The following is an 18,380-nucleotide window of genomic DNA, read 5'->3' on the forward strand; positions in this document are numbered from 1 at the left end:
TCATTCGCACGACGGATTCCAATCCCGCTATCGCACTGGCTTTCGATCTGCTGTTTTCGTCACGCAAACCGATCGTCTGAAAAGCACGATCGAATGGCCTTGACCGATCCGATCGTGCGTCGTCTATCGCGCAGCGTTGAACTGGCTGATCACGCTTTCCACGATTCTCGTCGTGCCAGTGCCCTGCACCTGACAGAGCGCGTCTGGGTCGCGTAGCGAATTCTTGATGCAATAGAACGCTTGGTGTGTGGCGACGCTAGACACAAAAAATACATAGTCTGCGTGGCGCGTATGTTGACGCAAGCGAGGCGTACATTCCGTGTCACTATTCGCCGTAACCTTCAGCCCCGGACTCAGTGTCCGCAGTACGTCAATCGCTCTTTGCGTTGATTGGCTGTCGAGGCTGTAGAGCATTATCTTGGCTTGTGTGGAGACGTCATGCGGTTCATCGAATTTCGCGACCGCCTGCTTGTCGAACTCGAACGGAAGCGATGCTTCGTTCGCTAGAAGCAGCAACAACGCCTTTTGCGCATTGGCGAGTCGGGCCAAGTATTCGCTTCCAGCGCTGAGAATGGCCACAATCAACTGGTTGCGTGCCTGCTCGTTGCGCGTCGGCGCGATCATCAGTGCATCGGCAAGATCGAGCGCCCAACGCATGACGTATGGAGAACGAACCAGCGTGAAAATCTCGAGGAGCCGTTGCATTAACTGTGCGTACTGGTCGGGCGTAGGCCCAGCCATGACGAGGTGAAGGGCGGCCTGCTTAATTAGATCTAGTTCACTTTCGCCATAGCGGTCACGCACCGACATAGTCTCGATCAGGCTGCTGTACAAGGGAATGAATGGCGAGTGTGGCTTCGTTCGCTCGACGATCCAGTCGAACCATATAGGCAGGAGCGCGTCGAATGTGCTCGAATTGCTCAGTGCCTCGTCTTCCATGCTCTGCACGAGGCGTTGTGCCATCACGTCGTCGATTTGACTGAGTGCGTCTGCGTTCGCCAGTTCGCGCCAATGTTCGACGACATTTTCGGCGGCGTGATCGCCTTCAGGCTGAACTCGAAGTTGTGCCTCTAGGCTCTCAGGTGGTTTCGCAGCGGCCAGACGTATGACATCTTCAAAAAGGCGAGCGCGCTTTGTTTGCACGCTGCTCAATACGGCGTCGGCACTTGAGCGCACTCGAGTCACGGTTTGAAAAGCGCGCATCGGATCGTCGATTTCTTTCGCGCAGCGCAGTAAGGCAGTAAGCATTTCCACGCTATCTTCGAGAGCCCACAGCAGATCGTAGGCCTGTTCGTAGCGCTCGAACTCCATGTCTTCCCGCGCGGCCTCGAAGTCACGCTTGGGGGTAAGCGCCTGAATCATCTCGACGACAGCGGCGGTAGCGGGCCCGAACGCGCCGTCTCCGAGTTCGGCGAGTCGCTGCGCGCACAGGTCCGCGGACGGCCGTGCTTGCGATAACTCGTGGAGCACGAACGCCTTGAGTGCGGCGGGCCGACGTGATCTGCCGAGAGAGCGCAGCAGATTTCCGGCGGCGGGTCGAACGTTCGTCTCGAATGCAGCGATCAACCGCGCGGCATCGCCTGCCTGCTCGATCGGACGCACCCACGTTTCATAGAGCGCCTCCCAGATGTCGCCGAAAGTCTCAGGTGGCAGACGTAGTTTAAGTAGGTACGTAAAGTTGGCGTGCCCCAGCACCTCGTCCCAGCGTCCGAAGGCTGCCGCGATACGGATGTCGAGAAATGCCCGGTTCTCGGCGCTCAGCCCGTGCTGCTCGCGGAGCGCCGCGACTGTCGCGCGAGCTTCACTCTCATTCTTCGCAAGAAGCGCCCAATCGAGGGCCGCGCGCAGTTGTGTGAAGGTACGGTGTACAAGCGTGCGGCGCAGCGGCCGGCGTTGCAGTAATGACCAGTAGATTCCCCATTGCTCGACGATATTTTTGTCAAAGGTTGGCCGGGTGGCCCGGAACCGCACAACGTAAAAGGGGTGTCGTTCGAATATCTCGTCCGCGTGCGTCCGTGCGACGATCGATGAATCGAAATCCGCATAGCTGGGGCCGATGAAGGCATGCAGATCGGCACGCACTGCGCGCGCTCCCTGTTTGTCGCGCGAGCAAGCGTACCAGGTGGTCACATCATCGCGAGAGCTTCTGAACGGCAGAAGCATAGGGAGGTCGGCACCTCCGTTCAGAGAACGACGAATCGCGTCGAGAAGTGGTTCGGGTAGCGGCTCGGCGTTCGATCTGCCGGAATCGCGCTGCTGCGCTATGAGAGAGCCGCTGAACGCGTTGGGGGCCTCGAAGAAATCCTTCAGACACGCAGCCGCCGCTTGAGCATGTTCCGACTGGGCTTCAGATGCCATGATCGTAGAACTCCATCTTGGCTTGAGCGATATGCTGCGGATCGAAATCCAGCGTCACAACTTCTTCGTTGAGCGCGATGCCTCGCTCCGTGAAGTTCATCGACCCAGCGATCAGCACGTGGTCGGTCAACAGGCTCTTTGTATGCAAGGTACTGTTCTCTTTCCAGTCGCATTTGTCCTGCAGGCCGGAATCCGCGAGCGTGCTGAATAGGCGCTTCTCGAAGGGCTTATTGTGATTGTCCGGGCGCACTCGGATGACGAGCTGGGTGTCGTTAGAAGCAATAGCCACAAGGGTGTCGATCAAGCGAATTTCACGCCTATCCCACTCCGGGTTCAGGCCGCTGAAGTTGCCCACGCTGTTGTCGAAAATGACGATGTTGCTGATCCAAGGTGTCAGCAGATGGACGGTCTTGCTGGGCGCCAGCAGCTCCTCGGCAAAGACGGCAGCCAGCGCGTCGCGCGCCGCTTCGGGCGCGGAGGTGGCCGATTTAAAGATGCTTCGGGACAGGCTCATGCGGATTCGGGAATTGAGAAGTGGAGCTCGATGAAGTCGTCACGACGCTTCACCGACGACAGCGTGGCGAAGACGTTCAGATAATCGAAGTGGATCGGCTCGACGGTCAACGTGCGGACCAAGATTGGGATGATTTCGCGCGCTTGCGAAGCAGCCACAGCGAACACCGTCTCGCACCGCGTGGCGAGTTGCTCGCGCGCGAGTTCCTGCCAGCCCGGCTGGGTTGGATCGATCGGCGTCGCGCGCTGGGTCAACCACTGTCCGAGCAAGAGGCGCTCGGTCGCGACGGCCGGAGCGAAGCGGTTCGATAGCGGCAAGTTGACGGCGCGCAGTGCGTGGCCTTGCGGCCACAACAGACCCATCAGTACGCCAAAGCGCCAGCTCTCGCGGTCGCTCGTCGGCAAAATCAGGCCCGATGATGCGAAGGCGGCGTCAAGACGCGCGTCGCCGCTGAAGACGGCGCACATCACGCGGACATCGATCTCGACGCCGTGAGCGCCTTCAAGCGACTCCCAGTGACCGTGGATCTCTGCGATCAGCCTGTCCAGTTCTTCGGGGCTGCCAGGCCGCAGCATGCGCAGGCTCAGCGCCACGGCGTAGCCGTGAAACACTGCTTGCCCCCGCCGGACGAGTTCCGCGCGCAGCTTGGCGAACTCCAACTGCGCGGTGATCGGGCTACCCGCGTCGCGCACCCGCATGACCGCTTCAACGAGCGCGACGTCACGCGCTTCGCCACCGATCCAACCGAGCAGCTGCTTCAGTTGCATGCTCGTGCTTTCCAGATCGCTGGCGCTGAGCGCGGCTTCCACGTGCTTGTAGAAGCTATCGGGCCGCGATGCGAGCAATTCAGTGACCTGTTCGATCATGCCGTTGCCACCTGGGCTGGTTTCGGAAATCCAGACCTCTGCTCGCTCCGGTGCGACACCATTCAGACGGATGCCCGGATCGATATCCACGATCAGCCCTTCCGGGTCCACCTGCGGGCAGGCCTGCTGAATGGCTTCGAGGCAGGCGGCGCCGAGTGTCGCGCGCACCGTGCGGGAGAGCCAGTCTTCCCATTCCGCGTCGATAGGGGTGACGAGTACACGAGCGGCTTCGCGCGCAGCATAACGGACGGTCTCGGACTGCAGCGCTTCGTCGAGCGCGCGCCGCAGTCGGTCCGGGCCGTCCTCGCCGGCCTCGGCTTCGGGCAACTGGAAGACAGTGGAGAGCACGCCGAGCAGAACATCCATGCGCGCGCCGTTGGCCACTTCGTCGAGCGCGGCGGTCAGCGACAACTGCTCATTCCGGGCTACGAGGATCGCCGCGATCTGAAAAATCTGTGCAATCCAGCCGCGTAGGAACGGGTTGGCGACTGCCGCGATGAAGCTCGGGCAATGCTGCGCCTCCCAGTTGTAACGGGCGGCACGCGCGGCGCGTCCGCGGGACAAGTCCGACCAGTCAATGCTCGCGTGTAGTGCGGGCGGAAGATTCAGCACGATCAGCAGCGCGTCCGCATCAATCTCGAAGCCCACACCGCAGGGTTGATCCTCATGCATGAAGCTCCAGTCGACTGTGAGCCGATGCGATTCATTGCCAATACGCATGCGCATGTCCGCGCGCGATGCGATCGCGTACCGGCGCACCACGGCGGTGGATTGACCCGCATGCGTATGCGCAACGATTGACCGAATGAGGCGGCCTACGCCGACACTTACGGGGGGGAGGAACTCGGTGCCGTCGCGCGGCGCTTCCAGATGCGAACTCCACTTGAGTTGCGCGTTGGAGGTGTCGCTCAACTCGGGCAATCCGGGCTGGCGTCCGGGCGCGGCCTGTAGACGGGCCGTGGTCGGGCGATACGCACGGTACGTGACGACCTGCCCGTCTTCGAGCAAGTGAAAGGGCCGCTCGCTCTGCGTCTCGTACCACTCTCCGATGTCCGCATCCTGTTCCAGAATGGCGTGCCCCATGCCGAGATACGTGTTGAGCGTCTGAGATGAAACGCCGAGCCAGAGCGCGTCATCGAAGCGGCGCGAGACCTTGCCGGGCGCGAACTCGCCCAGACCCTGCTGTACCGGCAGATAGTGCCCCTCGCCCTCGCTTCCGGGCAGCGCGAGATGCATTTCCGGCAGGCTAAGGTCGTCGAATAGATTGGCCGGTACATAGTCCGGCAGCGGATGCCCCGCACGATAATCCGAGTGCTCGCCATCTTTGCCACGCCAGTCGAGCGCGAGGCGTCGCATGGCGGTGGGCACGGCGCCGAGCAGCAGCGGCCGCGGCTGATTCCACAGCAGGACGTCCATTTCTTCGCGGGAAATCGCTAGGCGCTTCTGTAGCGAGGTGGCGAGTCGGTAGCCGGCGTCCTCACTGCTCAGAAAGCGTTTGAGCACGGCATGAAGGCGCCGGTGAGCCAGCCGTGTCTTCAGCCAGTTATAGCCCGACCACTGCATTTCCCTCCCCCGGTCTTGCGGCGCAAGCGCCCGCGCTTCACTGAGCAGCCCTTGCGCGGCTGAAGCAAGCTCTTCGACCGACACCTTTCGAACCAGTCGCTCGAGTGCACGTCGGCTGGGTTCGTCCCATTGCTTGATCTGCGAGTCGTCGGCCGGGCCCTTCATGTCGCGCCAAACCTGTATCTTGAGTGGATCCGCGTGGGTCATGTCGCCGAGTTCGTCGAGCAGCGCGTAGACCAATTGCATTCGCTGGACATAGCGATTCGACAGCGGCAACTGACGCGCCGGCAACTCGGGATCGAAGAGCTGATCGTAGGCCTGGTAGGCAAGGCGGTCGCGGCCATAGTCGGTGAGGACGACCATCGTCCAAGGCCGCATATGGCGCGTGCGTCCCGCGCGGCCCTTGCGCTGCAGGAACGAGGCGATGTCGCGCGGCGCCTTGTGCTGTACCACCACGCCGACGGCAGGATCGTCGAAGCCGACTTCCAGCGCCGCGGTTGCCACGACGACTTCACTCCGTGAACTCACCCCCGAGTCATGAGCAGTTGTACGGGCGACTTCGAGCCGCGCCGTCAGATTGTGGCCAATGTCCTGCGGCACGCGCCAGTCCTGTCCGGCCTCATGGCGGCGTCCGGGCGGATCTGCGCGCTGACGCAAGCGTGCAAGACCGCCCTCGGGGTGGCGCACAATGTTCGCGCGACCGTAAAAGTTCCGGCCTTCCGCGTCCTGAAGATTGCGGAACAGGCGGTTGGCGGCGTCCAGTTGGTCGGTAAAGGCGAAGGCGCGCCAGCCGAAGAACGGATTGCGGTTCTTGTCGAAGCGCTCGCGCAGGTCGAGCAGGCGCGCAGCCAGCATCAGCGTCTGGATGGTCGTCGACAGCAGGGCTGCCTGTGAAACGGGGTCGCCGCGCAAGGCGAGCAGATACTCCGCGCCCTCGTCGTCGATGTCCTTCTCCTGCGGCTTGATTTCTTGCACGACCGACTCATCGAGGCCGGTCAAACTTGCGAAGAAGCGCCGTCCTTCGGAGATCGTCGCAGACAGGCCGACGAAACTCGAGCGTCTGCCGCTAGCGCTCCACCATCGGCGCATCAAATAGGCGACCTGTGCACCGTAGGTGCCGGAGTACAGATGCACTTCGTCCATGAGCACGAGGCCGGGCGCCTCCGTCGCATTCGGGCCGACGCCGAAGAGATGACGCAACTTCGGATTGGACAGATGGCGGTTGAGCATCTCCACCGACGTGAAAAGAACGTCAGGTGGTTCCTCGGCCATTGCCGCGCGCGTGAACGCGAGCCGGTCGGACTGGACAATGTGTCCGCACGACTTACAGACGAGGCGTTCGACAGCACGCGTCCGGTCTTCGCCGAGCGCGGCCATCTCGCCGCCGCAGCCTGGCTCGGGACAAGTGAAGAAAGGGCAGACAGACTCCTTCGCGTTGAAGCGCCAGCCGCGCTGTTTCAACGCGCCGTTGAACGACTCGGGAGTTTCGCCATAGAGCACGCCGACGCGCAGCGGGGAACCTCCGTGGCTTGCGATCCAGTCATCGAACTTGCGGCATTGGTCATAAACCTCCGCTAGCTGATCCTTAAGCAGTTCGTTGCGCGGATAGAGCGCGAGCACGCGAACCGACGGACCTTTCTTCGACTCGATGCGCTGTTGGGCGAGCCACGCGAGCGCGGGCAGATAGAAGGCGAGCGTTTTGCCGCTGCCAGTTCCGGCGGAAACGAGCGTGCCCGTGCGCGTATGGCTTGTCAGTCCGCCGAGAATGCGCGCAGCGGCATCGACCTGAAAACGGGACAGGCCAGCGTTCGGCGGTAGTTGGCCGAGCCAGTGTCCGACGGCTGCGAGCAGCGTGGGATCGTTCACCACTTTGTCGATGACATCCATCACCGCTTCACTTTGCTGATCGCGGCGAGGGTAGCGCCGCGCGCGACGCAGAAAGCGATAGTCCGCGACGAGCGTGGGCGCCGACGCCCATTGCGCGCTGCCTGCGTGCTTCGGAAACAGTTGACGCAGTCGCGCGATCAGACGCACGCCTTCGGCCATGCGCGTACGCCAGCGCGGGCCGTCATTCGAACAGCCGACGTTCAAGGCGGGTACTTCAAATAGCATGCCGAGTGTGGCGAGTTGGTCACGCAAGTCACGGGCGGTCGCGATGTTGCAGGCTACGTCGTTGCGCAGCGCGGCGTTGCGTTTATCGTGGAGGACGCTGTTAAGCGCCTCGTGGACTTCTTCGTTGCTGAGGGCGTTGTCGACTAGACCCCAGACGAGGGCGCGCGCCTCGATCTGCTCCAGTTTGTCCAGTGCGCGTTCGGCCAGCGTGAGATCGGGCGTCAACGCCATGGCTGTTCCGTCCGTGTCTTGATGACGAAGCGCGTTGCATCGTCATATTGCTTCAGCCACTCCAGCACTTCGGCGGTTAGCAGTTCCAGCGATGCTCCGTTTCCCTCGACTGCCTTGAAGAACTTCTGCACTGCTTCTGGCGCGGACACGAGCGTGGAGATAATGTCTCGCAACTGCGCGACGTAGTCGCGGAGGTCTGCTGCCGACTGGGCGTTGGCGGGCGCCTCCGCGCGTGCAAGCGCCGCGTACTTGTTGTGGATAAGACGGTAGTTGTTCAACACTGGTTCGTTGGCGGGCGTAGCCGGCACGCGCGCGGCGAGGGCGTTGGGACTGTCTGGACTACCAAGTCCCGATACATAGGCGCGCCAAGTGCTGCGGATCGCCTCTTCGCAAATCGAATTGGCTTTTTCGGCTGCCTGTAGGAGCCGCGTCCACAGTGCGTCCTCGGATAGGACGGAAACGTCTTGCGCTTGCTGCAGGAGGTCGCGCGCCCGGTCGCAAAGGGCGCGGGCAGCCTCGTTGGCTCTCAACATATCCGCGCTTTGAGCGTCGGCGGTCGCGAGGTATCCCGTCCGTTCGAGCAACTGGAGGCGCTTGCGCCTAATGTTGTCCCATTCTCCGGAACGAATCTGGATGGCTTGCAACTGGTGCCGCAACTGATTCGCAACCTGCACTTTTTTCAGTCCGGCGCGGACCTGCCGCGCCTGTTCGAGCAGGCTTGTCATCACTTCTCCCACGCGAGGTTGGTCATTAAGTCTTCATGCGCGTGGATCGCGGCCTGATCGTCGATCGATGTCGTCTGCTGATCGACGCTTTTGCCGAGCGCACTCAGAAAGTTTCGCAGGAGCATGACATCCTGATGAATCGCAACGAGACGCGGCAGCGGCACCGCCGATAGCGCTGCAAGCTGCCGGTGCGTATCCGTCGATTCCCCAGTCGCTTGCATCTTGCGCAGACGCGCAACGACCGAGTCGACGCCATCCACCGAAAGGCGGTCAATCGCCGCGCGCACGGCGGGCTGACCGAAATCGCCGGGCGGCCAGAAGGACAGAAGCACCGCTTGATCAACGACGCCTTTCATCTCTTCGCGCCAAGCCACGCGGCCATGCTCAGCGTCGAATGCATCCGCCGTCTCGGGCAGACAGCAGTTTACGGCAGCCGCGAGTTCGCGCAACAACATGTCGATAGATTGCGGCGACAGGCGTTCCAGCGTGTCGAGCACATCGTCGCTGTCCTTGGCGGCTCGGCCCTTTAGCGCGAACGACCACTTCTGCTCCAGTTCACGCTTGCTCGCGAGGCGCAAGCGCTCGGTGTCGATGGCCAGCACTTTGTCGCCTAGATTGCCCTGATAGCACGCCAAGTACTTTTTGAGGCGGTCCTGCAACTGCGCGCGGCCACCCATGGCGCGCTCACGGCGATCGAGCGCCTTTGTCGTCACCGAGTCTAACGATTTCGCGTCGAACTTCACTTCTGTAGGCATGGCGGTGAACAGGTCCTTCAGGCCCGGATTGTCCGGACGGGACGTGATGCCCAGAAGCAGGTTCTGCCGATGCAGTGCATGCATGGCGATGCTCGCATCGCGGATCGATTCGTCGAACATCAGATCGAGGACTTTGCGCTCGAGTTCGACGAGCACCGCATCGGCGGATGCATAGTCGTCGTCCCCGCCGGGATAGTCCCACGTCTTTCCCTTGACCTCCCAGCGATCCAACGCCTTCAGACCCGCGATGAGGCGAGGCGGAATCGGAACGTCCGGCGGTGACAGACGGATCATCGGAGCCTTGGACGGGTTGTTGATGTTGTGCGCAGGTGGTAGCCAGAACCAGCCAGCTTCCACTTTCTGGCCGTGCAGACACCAGTCGTCGGGATCGAGACGCCGATTCAGCGCGTCTGCGAGAAGGTTGCGCGTTCGGCGCGAGGCGTCGTTGGTCAGGCGGTGTTCGATGTCCCAGGCTTCCATCGCCAGCGCGTAGTCGCTGGGTCTCTCCGCGGGCGCCGTGTCGATCGGCTTGGGGGCCTGCTCATCCTGTTTGTTGTCCGTATCCGGTTCGACGCGATCCTGTTTCTCTTTCCTGTGCTGATCCTCCTCGGCTGCTTCCTGTACGTTGGTCTTGTAAGGCAAGGGCAACGAGAACGCCTTGAACACCTCGGGAGAGAGCGATGTAGCCTCGGACAATGTCTTGGGGTCGCCCGCCCAGTGAAACAGCAGCGATTCCATCCGTCCTTGCACCTCCGTGCCCAAATGCAGATGCTCCAGCGCTACGCTCATCTCCGCACGAAGTTTCGTGTTGCGGAACCGGGCGGGCGGAAAGGCGGCTTTTTCGAAGCTGTCACGCAGACTGAGCGTCTTGGTCAACACCTCGTTGATGAAGGCTCGCGGATTGAACCGCCATGCGTTGTCGACCTTGAGCACGGACGCCCCAAGCGAACGTATCGACGCCTTGTTGAAAGGGAACAGACTGTAGCCCGCCGCACTGCGTCCAAATTCGCGAAGTTGCGTTGAGGCTTGCGCATCGATCACGGGTTCGAATGTCGGCACCCACGAGTAGAGATCCGCGGCATTGCGCTCCGCGGTCTCGAAGTCGTCCTTCAGGCGTTCGATACCCCAGCGCGCGGCGTTCAGATAGCGGCCCGTCAACTCGACGAGCAGACGCACCACAGTCGCCTCGTCGATACCCTCGCTAGGCACGACCCATTGCACCTTCGCGCGTGTGAGCACTGTCTGCCGGCCGATCAGAAAACCGTCCGTGACCGCCACCGCGGTGCGGATCGGGGCGCGCACCCGCAGACCCTTCTCGTCGCACTCGGCGATCATGATGTCAAGCAGCGGTTGCTGGATGCCGGAAAGCGCGGCCAAGTCCTCGATCAGCAGGACGAGTTCCTTGCCGTCCGCGAGCAATTGCGTGCGGATTTCACTAACGACTTCGCCGATAGTGCGTTGCTTGAGCGCCTCGGTGAAACGAAATATTTTGCGTAGCGCGGGGTCCAGCACTTCCTGCAGCACTTTCGCCGCCGTCTCGCGGTGGATGCCGTTCGCGCTCGATAGGTGCGCGAGCGCGCGATTGACGACATCGCGCAAGTCTCCGCCCGCGCTCACCGCATCGGGCGCGATGAAATCAGATGGCTGGAACTGTCGCAGTTCGGGCTCGCCCGTTCCCTCGAGACTCGACCTGACGATGCGCTGAAGCACGTGCTTGAACCAGCGGTCCAGAATGTCCGGATCGCGAATGAGATTGCGCAGATGGTCGGCGACGACAATGCGCGCGCCTTCCGCGAAGTTCTTCGTTGCCTTGCTCTGTTCCTTCAATTGGAGCGCCAGAATCTCTAGTTCCTGCGCGAGCGCCGTGCCCAACATCTCGGAGGCGCTCGCCATGTCGAGCGACTCGGCCGCTCGGTCCAGTTCCTCGCGCATCGCGACGTACTGCTCACCGCGCAGCGGCTTGAGAATCAACTGAACGACGCGCCGGAGGCTTGCGGTCTTGGGAATTGACACGACGATGAGATCTTCACGGCGCGGATGACGGTCGAGTTGCGCGCCGAGCCACCGCACCATGTGCGATTTGCCGACGCCCGACGCGCCCGTGATCGCGACGATCACCGCGCTGCCGTCGTTGACGGGGCGCATGAGTGCATCGAGCAGATCGTTCTCAGTGGCCGGCTCCTCAGTACCCGATTGCGCGGAGCGCTGCCTGAGCGTGACTGTCTGGTGGACCGCAAGCAGCAGCGCCTGATCGACGGTTTCCGCCTCGGTTCGCAGACACGCCGCGATCCGCTCGGAGGAGGGCCAGTATTCGGACAAGGGATTCATCGTGTCGCTCATCGTGCGGCTCCAGCCTTGGGGCGGGCGATCCAGTGGAAGGTGAGGTCGTTTCGGGCACCGTTCACGCCTGTTGGCGTTATGGCGGCTCCAAGGTCCGACCGGACGTGCAATAGCAACTCGCCCGATTGCCTCAAATTCAGAATGGCGCGCGACAGTGCAGTCGAAAGCTGGTCATGCCGGAGACGGCTGAGTTCGTTCGAATCGACGACATCCAGCACCTCTTGTCTCCATTCGCCACCGTCCAATACCGGAAGGAGGCCGGCGAGTCGCTCGACGAACTGCGGCGCGTCCATTTCTTCGCCTTCGTCGAGAATCTCGGGCAACACATCGCGCACGGCGACGGTCGGGTCGATATCCGCGTACGCTTCCTTGCTGAAACCAAGGAAGCGTGCCCAAAACTGCAGTCCGCTGCGCCGCGTGGAGTTAACGAACAGCCGCCGGTCCTGATCCCGGATCTGCCGGGATTCCTGCTCTTCGAACTTGCCGAAGGCCGTACGGTAAATGTCTTGCGCCAGCATCCAGGCGAGACCGCGCGTGAGATCGGCGGCGAGCGCACCTTCGGACGCCCAGAACTCGGGATTGTTCTCTCGGGCGACGACGTGCGCGCACGCAGTACGGCGGGTGAACGCCATCATCTGATGCGGATTCGACAGGCGGCCTTCGGGTCGCTTGGTTACGTCGATCTCGCCGTTCACTTCGTTGAAGAGGCCGAGTTGGGTCCAGCGGTTGAGGGTCTGGCGCGCCATCTTGCCGCCGTCGCCGACGACAGCAGACGGCGCGACCGTCTCCAGCAACTCGTCCCTCGGGATGGGCTTGCTGGCGCGCAGCACCGTCGCATGCAGTTGCGCCAGGATGTTGGGCAGTCCGTCGTTGGTAATGTTGAGTAGGCTCATGAGGTTAGTGCCTGAATTGCGGATTCTTCGTCGATATGGGATAGCACGCTCGGCCACGCGCGGTCCGGACGATCGGGGTCCCGGATGGTGCTGGACATAATCACAACGGTCATGGCGGCGGCCGAGCCTGCCAGCAGCAGATTCAGTGCGGTCGGCATAACTTCTGACGGCCAGATGAGCAACCGCACTTCGTTCACGCCACCGGGCGGCAGATCGGATGCGCTGGCATCGAACATGTCGATGAATGCGTCTGAGTGCAGGCGCTTCAGGCGCGCGCGCATCATGGTCAGAAGGCCGGCCGGCGTGCCACGCATCATCGCGATGGTGTGAGGACACAGGCGGCTGATCAGTGCGTCTATCAGACCCGGAGCGCTCTCATGTAACACGCGCTCGATATCATCGACCACGACGAACGCCAGATTCGGCAGTTCGCGCGGGAAGGCGGGCATCGCCTCCTCGAAGCCAGGACGCGAGGCGAATTGATCCAGACGCGCCACGAAAGGCCGGGGCGTGACCGGGTCCTTCACACGGTCCTGCCAGTGATGCCGACAGCCGCCACAATACGCCTTGACCGGTCCCCACGCGATGGGCATGGTCAATCGGTAGAGTTCCCGGAGCGCGTCCTCCACGGGGCGCTCGCTGCGCGCGATCGAAAGCATCAATTCGAAACCGACGCGCGCCGCGCGACGCGATTCGGCGCGGGCGCGTTGCATCCTGACCTCGAAGACCGAACGAGTCCGATGATCGCCATCCGGAAGACGCACGGCGGCGTACGCGATGGCGGTATCGGACTCATCTAGGTCGCGTTTCGTCTGTTGCGAAGGGGCCGGCAGGCTGGCGCTCAAGGCGCAGATTTCGACCAGACCCGCGGATGCCATGAGATTGAGCGTGCGAAGATTCCACGCTAGATTCGAGCGTCCCCGTGTATTGAGGCTAGGCCGCAACCGGTTCAGGTCCACCCAGATTTCACCGTCGTCGGCGCGACTGGGGATTGCGTGATCGATCATGGCCGTCCAGCGCTGGAAGCCGAGTTCGTTGCCGATGTGCCGCGTGTTCGCGAGTTGCAGGGCCTGCTTCGCGTCGTCGTTCGTGTAGAGGAGAAGACTCGCAGATGCAATACCATCCCGCCCGCTGCGGCCCACCTCCTGATAGAAACGATCGAGCGATTCCGGGAACGTCGCGTGCACGATGGTGCGCACGTCGCCCTTGTCCACGCCGAGACCGAATGCCGATGTCGCGATCATGCCATCGAGTTCGTCGCGTTCCCACTGGCCGAGCAACGTCTTGCGGGCGTCCGCGCGGGTCTCACCAGTGAAGTTCGCGATCCGCTGGAAGCCGTCCGCCCGCAGCAACTGGAGCCATTCAACCGCTTCGGATGGCCGCGTGACATAGAGGATGAACGGCCGTGGCGCGGCCCTCAGAGCTTCAATGACGCGTGCCCGTTTGTCCGCGAGCGACGAGCACAGGGCAGCCGCATAGCGCGGTTCGGGGCGCAGATACAAGCCGCAGATGAGCCGGGTTTTTTCGACCGGGCCGAACTGCCGCTGGAGCATCTGCACGGTATGCGTCGTGAGTGTCGCCGATGCCAGCACCACGCGGATGGGACGGGGCGTCAACGCGCGTAGCCGAGCGATCAGCGCGGGGATCAGCTGGAATGAGGGCCGAAAACCGCTGCCCCAGGTAGCGACGAGATGCGCCTCATCGACGACGACATGGCTGAGGCCGCCCGCCTCGGCGCAGCTTTCCAGCAACGAGCGGAGCGAACCGGTTGCGGCCTCGGGCGAGGTGAACAATATGCGCTGCGAACCGTTTGCGACCGACCGAAATACCGCGGACCGCTCGTCGGCCGTGAGCCCGCCATGAAAGGCCAGCGGATGCTCGTCCCAGTCCGGGTGCTTCTGCCGCAGCCACTTCGCCATGCGACGGCCCTGATCTATGGCGAGCGCGACCGTCGGCATGATCGCCAGCGTCAGTTCGCCGTCGCCGTTCAGCAGAGGCGGCAATTGCGCCAGCAGCGACTTGCCGTTGCCGGTCGGGAGCGCCGCGATGAGCGTGATATCGGCGGGCATCTGGAGCAGGGCACGGGCCGCCTCGCGCTGACCGGGGCCGGTGAAGGAGTCCACATTCGGTAGCGCGCCCGCAACGACCGGTTCGGCGGGCATCCAGTCCGGCGTTAACGCCTTCAGGCGGTCGTGGGCGTCATCGAAGAGATCGCTCTGATTGCCAAGCCAGGCGAGCCGTGGCCGCATCGCCTGAATCTCCAACTTGCCGCTGTACGACAGCACGTTGAATCCCGCGCCTTCCCAAAATCGCCGTTCCGGCCACTTTGACGTCGTCGGCACCCTCAGCCAGGGCGCGCCGGCATTCTTCACTTGAAACAGCAGCCATTGCCTAAGCAGCGCAGCCAGATCGACATGCGAGGGAGGGGGCGGGCCATCGGCGTAGAGTGCGAGCACCTGCCTCAGTCGCTCGAGTAGCCCGGTGGCGCCGGACGCGGCGAGAGAGGCGCAAGCGTTCGGCCAGTCCGCCAAGCATTCGCGGAGTTCAGCGTCGCCAAAAGAGGAGCGGCTCATTGCTCGAACGGATGATCGGAGGCCAGGAAAAGCGCGCCCGCGACATCGAGTTCGAGGGTGGGTTCGGAGATCGCGCTGCGCATCGCGGCGTAGCGGGCTTCGTCATGCTCGAGTTCTTCGATCTCGCGCCGCCGTTGCACGCTGTCGAGCCGTGCTAGCCGCGATTCCGCCTGCGCTCTCCGCAACCGAAACTCGTGATCGAGCGCCTTGAGCGCGTGCTGGATGTGTTCTTGGCACGCGTCAGAGGCGAGCGCCGCGATCGCCGCCTGCCCGCGCGCCTCGCCGCATGTGCCCGACCAGTTGCGCATCCAAGTCGACTGAACGGTGGACGGCAGGGCGCGCCATCGGGCTGGATTGAGATTGAAGTCGCGCCGGCTCCCCTGCCAACTGTTCTGATACGGCGAGCTCATGAGGGAGTTCGGACCGGGTACGATTGCGCCCGTGCCATCGACCCAGATGCGAACGAAGACGGGCGGGAAGAACGTCTGCATCTTGCGATCCAGCGCGCGGCCCTCGATGCAGTACGCGTTAGGCGCCGAACGCGGCCGTTCCGTTCCGACCGCTGACGGGTGGATGATGAAGTCGAAGCGAAAGAACAGATCCGCGCCGCTCGGGTCCGTCACGTCGTATTCGCGGTCAACGCGCCACATCGCGAAGGCGCGCCCGCGATCGTCTTGAGCGCAGAAATCCTCGAGCGCGGTGACAAGGGGGTCGCCGACTCGCAGTACGCGCACGGCCTGAGCGCGTGCCGCACGCGTGAGCGCATTGCGACGGTTGAAGACATACGGATATGAAAGCGGCGCGCGCGAACTTCCGTTCGGTGCGTCCACGTCGACGCTTTGCAGGAAGGTGCGCAGATAGCCACCCATCGGGATGAGAGTTACAGCGGAGTCGTCCTGATGTACATAGCCCACTCGGAACACTTCATCCGCGCCGTTAGCCGGTTGAGAGCCTTCCCAGCGCACGCGAAAGCCGAGAGCGCCGATGGCGAAGTCCGAGAAGGCGCCTCTCCAATCGCGCCACGCCTGGTCGAAATCCGTGAGCGGATCGAGCGTATCTAAACGAGGTTCGTCGAGCGAATCCAGCCTGTCTTGCAGATCGATGTTCTTAAGCTCGGTGGCGACGCGGCCGTTCGGCCCGGAGAGCGACGCACAATGATCCTCGATCGCCTCCGTCCCGCGCAATAGCCAATCTTCCGCAAGTTCACCGCAGGTGGACTCGATCAAGTATTGAAGGCTCGCAACCGACCGGTTGAAGACGTCCCAGCCCGCGTCCAGCGTATCCAACCAAGCGATCTCATCAGCGTTGAGTTCGTCCTGCAAGGCGATCGAGTTGACCGCATCGCCCACGCCGAAGCGGTCGAGACGGCCCATGCGCTGTTCGCAGCGATTGGGGGAGCCGGGCATATCGAAGTGGATTGCGATCTTCTTGCCGCCGTGTAGATTCACGCCTTCCTCGGCACTCGCGTCGCACACGAGCACGCGCACCTTGTTCGGCGCGGACAGGAATTGTTGCCACGGCATCGCCGTGTCGTCTTCGTCGTCGCCACGCAGTTCGTGGCGGACGATCTGCGCGCCGAACGAGTGCCTAAGGCGTTCCGTCGCGCGATTGGCATCGGCGCGCTGGGTGCAGAACACGACAGCCTGAGCGTGGGGCGTCGCCAGCACTGCCTCGACCGCTCGCGCGAGCGCGTCGAAGCGCTCGTGGCCTTCGCGCAGGCGAAGCGAACTGCTGTCTAGTGCCGTCGCGATGTCGACCGCCGCGTCGTCGCTGATGTCGTGTTGCTGTAACAGGTCACGCATGGAGGCCGTTTCGCGTGAGTTCACCGCGGTGTTGAGCAGCGCGCTGCGCAGCGGCGCGGGAATCGGCCCGAGTTCCCCCAGACGGTAGCGCAGTTCGTCGATGCGGTGGCGCCAGCGTTCCGTCGCTTCAGCCTTGAACGAGATGCGCGTGAGACCGGCGCGCCCCGGCGTTGCCCATCCGACCGTCTTGCGACGATTGCGCAACATTCTCCGATGTAGTCGGTAGCACTCGGTCAGGTGTGTTTTCAGGTCGTCGAGCGCCGCGATATAGGCTTCGTCGTCTTCTTCGGGGAACGCGGCGATGACGACCCGGAGCGCGTCGATCTTTTCCCGCAACACGATGTCTTCCCCAAAGGCGCTCTGCAGTCGGTCTAGTTCCTGGGGTAGACCCCACAAATTGCCCGGGGCCAGCGCCGCGACGACCTCGGCGACGATCTGGCGCGTATCGATGCGCTGGCGCAGGGCGTCGAGGTCATCGAGAGGGAACATCACCGGATCGAGCAGATGCAGAACGCGCAGAAAGCCCGCCGGGTCGGAGAGCACCGGGGTGGCCGACAGCAGGAGCAAGCGTGGAATGCGCGGCGTGTATTCCTGCAGTAGGCCGTACAGTCCCGCGTCCTCGTCGTCATCCGAGCGCGACAGATGATGCGCTTCGTCCACGACGAGCATGCCGGCGGCCGGAAGCAGTTCTTCGAGGTCGTCCAGTTCGTCATGCGAGACTACGTGCAGGAAGTCGTCCAGCCACGGCGCGAGCCCGAACTTGCCGGACAGTTCTCGGCGCCATTGCGGCACCAGCGTGGCAGGGGTAAGGATGACGGCACGCGCGGTGTCAGCCGCATCGAGGAAATACTGGCGGACGATAATGCCTGCCTCGATTGTCTTGCCCAAGCCGACTTCATCGGCGAGCAGATAGCGTTGCACCGGGTCCGTGAGCACGCGCTTGACCACTTCGAACTGATAGTCGACGAGTTCGATGGGCGGCGAAAGCACCGCGGTGATGCCCGACGCCGCCGTGTATTGAAGCGCGACCTGGCGCGCGAAGGCGCTGCGCGCGTCTGCGAGAAAGGGGGTCTCCGTCGCTTCGCTGATCAGCAGCGGCAGCGGATCTCTAAGCGGTTGGTTCCACCTGACCTGGAGATCGGCTGCCTCGACGTTTACCGATTCGCCATTCGGAAACTGAACGGTAAGTGCTTCTGCGTCGTCCTCCAGCACTCGTCCAACTTGCCAGCGGCTTGCGGCGTGTCTTCGGTAGACACGTGTCTGCGCTGGCAATTTGGAACGCTTAATTTGCTCCAAAGGGATTTCAGCTATCGCCGCTGTCTCTGCGCCAGGGGCGTCGAAATATTGAACGCGCCCCAGCCTTCCTTCTGCTACTCCAAGGAATTTCCCGGTTCCCCAGTTAGCGTACGGTTGAATACAAACATGTACGAAGGCGCCAACCTCCAACTGGTGATGGGATCGCTCACCGTAATTTGCCATCCTGCCCCCCGTAAGACCTAACTTTTATTAGCCAATGGATCAAGGGCTCATTGTAATTATTTCGTAATAACGCGGAGCCGTCTTTGAGGCATGGACGCAACGATTCTCGCACATTCCTATATGCTACCGGCAGCTCGGACAGCGCATGTTAGATCGTGAGCACCCAGCG

Annotated in this window: 8 protein-coding genes; all 8 read right to left on the bottom strand. The window is 62.6% G+C overall.

Annotated elements, in window-relative coordinates:
* Positions 1-123 precede the first annotated feature (123 nt).
* From dpdD to dpdE, 8 genes are read right to left on the bottom strand one after another with little or no spacing between them, the layout of a single operon-like run.
* A complete protein-coding gene (dpdD, locus tag C7402_RS01985) occupies positions 124-2,358 on the bottom strand; it encodes a protein DpdD (protein WP_116609452.1) in 2,235 nt (744 codons plus the stop codon).
* Positions 2,348-2,872, bottom strand: a complete 525-nt coding sequence (gene dpdK / locus C7402_RS01990; RefSeq protein ID WP_038712918.1) for a phospholipase D-like domain-containing protein DpdK — start codon at positions 2,870-2,872, stop codon at positions 2,348-2,350. Before dpdK ends, dpdD begins: the two co-directional genes overlap by 11 nt.
* Positions 2,869-7,644, bottom strand: coding sequence for a protein DpdJ (gene dpdJ, locus C7402_RS01995; RefSeq protein WP_116609453.1), 4,776 nt, complete (start codon positions 7,642-7,644; stop codon positions 2,869-2,871). The genes dpdK and dpdJ overlap by 4 nt, the downstream gene beginning before the upstream one ends.
* Positions 7,635-8,369: a hypothetical protein gene (locus C7402_RS02000; RefSeq protein WP_116609454.1), complete on the bottom strand. Its 735-nt coding sequence runs from the start codon at positions 8,367-8,369 to the stop codon at positions 7,635-7,637. Before C7402_RS02000 ends, dpdJ begins: the two co-directional genes overlap by 10 nt.
* Entirely contained in the window at positions 8,369-11,464 is a 3,096-nt protein-coding gene (gene dpdH / locus C7402_RS02005) for a protein DpdH (RefSeq protein WP_116609455.1), read from the bottom strand. Before dpdH ends, C7402_RS02000 begins: the two co-directional genes overlap by 1 nt.
* Positions 11,461-12,357 carry a protein DpdG gene (gene dpdG, locus C7402_RS02010; RefSeq protein ID WP_116609456.1) on the bottom strand — a complete coding sequence of 299 codons (897 nt, stop codon included), beginning with the start codon at positions 12,355-12,357 and terminating at the stop codon, positions 11,461-11,463. The genes dpdH and dpdG overlap by 4 nt, the downstream gene beginning before the upstream one ends.
* Positions 12,354-14,930, bottom strand: a complete 2,577-nt coding sequence (gene dpdF, locus C7402_RS02015) for a protein DpdF (protein ID WP_116609457.1) — start codon at positions 14,928-14,930, stop codon at positions 12,354-12,356. The genes dpdG and dpdF overlap by 4 nt, the downstream gene beginning before the upstream one ends.
* Positions 14,927-18,211, bottom strand: coding sequence for a protein DpdE (dpdE, locus tag C7402_RS02020; protein ID WP_116609458.1), 3,285 nt, complete (start codon positions 18,209-18,211; stop codon positions 14,927-14,929). Before dpdE ends, dpdF begins: the two co-directional genes overlap by 4 nt.
* Positions 18,212-18,380 lie beyond the last annotated feature (169 nt).

Source organism: Paraburkholderia unamae, assembly GCF_003096875.1.
In the GTDB taxonomy this organism is placed as follows: domain Bacteria; phylum Pseudomonadota; class Gammaproteobacteria; order Burkholderiales; family Burkholderiaceae; genus Paraburkholderia; species Paraburkholderia unamae.

Coding starts and splice junctions, on each gene's coding strand:
- dpdH (WP_116609455.1), bottom strand. CDS start 11,464: ATGAGCGACACGATGAATCCCTTGTCCGAATACTGGCCCTCCTCCGAG.
- dpdD (WP_116609452.1), bottom strand. CDS start 2,358: ATGGCATCTGAAGCCCAGTCGGAACATGCTCAAGCGGCGGCTGCGTGT.
- dpdK (WP_038712918.1), bottom strand. CDS start 2,872: ATGAGCCTGTCCCGAAGCATCTTTAAATCGGCCACCTCCGCGCCCGAA.
- dpdJ (WP_116609453.1), bottom strand. CDS start 7,644: ATGGCGTTGACGCCCGATCTCACGCTGGCCGAACGCGCACTGGACAAA.
- dpdF (WP_116609457.1), bottom strand. CDS start 14,930: ATGAGCCGCTCCTCTTTTGGCGACGCTGAACTCCGCGAATGCTTGGCG.
- dpdE (WP_116609458.1), bottom strand. CDS start 18,211: ATGGCAAATTACGGTGAGCGATCCCATCACCAGTTGGAGGTTGGCGCC.
- C7402_RS02000 (WP_116609454.1), bottom strand. CDS start 8,369: ATGACAAGCCTGCTCGAACAGGCGCGGCAGGTCCGCGCCGGACTGAAA.
- dpdG (WP_116609456.1), bottom strand. CDS start 12,357: ATGAGCCTACTCAACATTACCAACGACGGACTGCCCAACATCCTGGCG.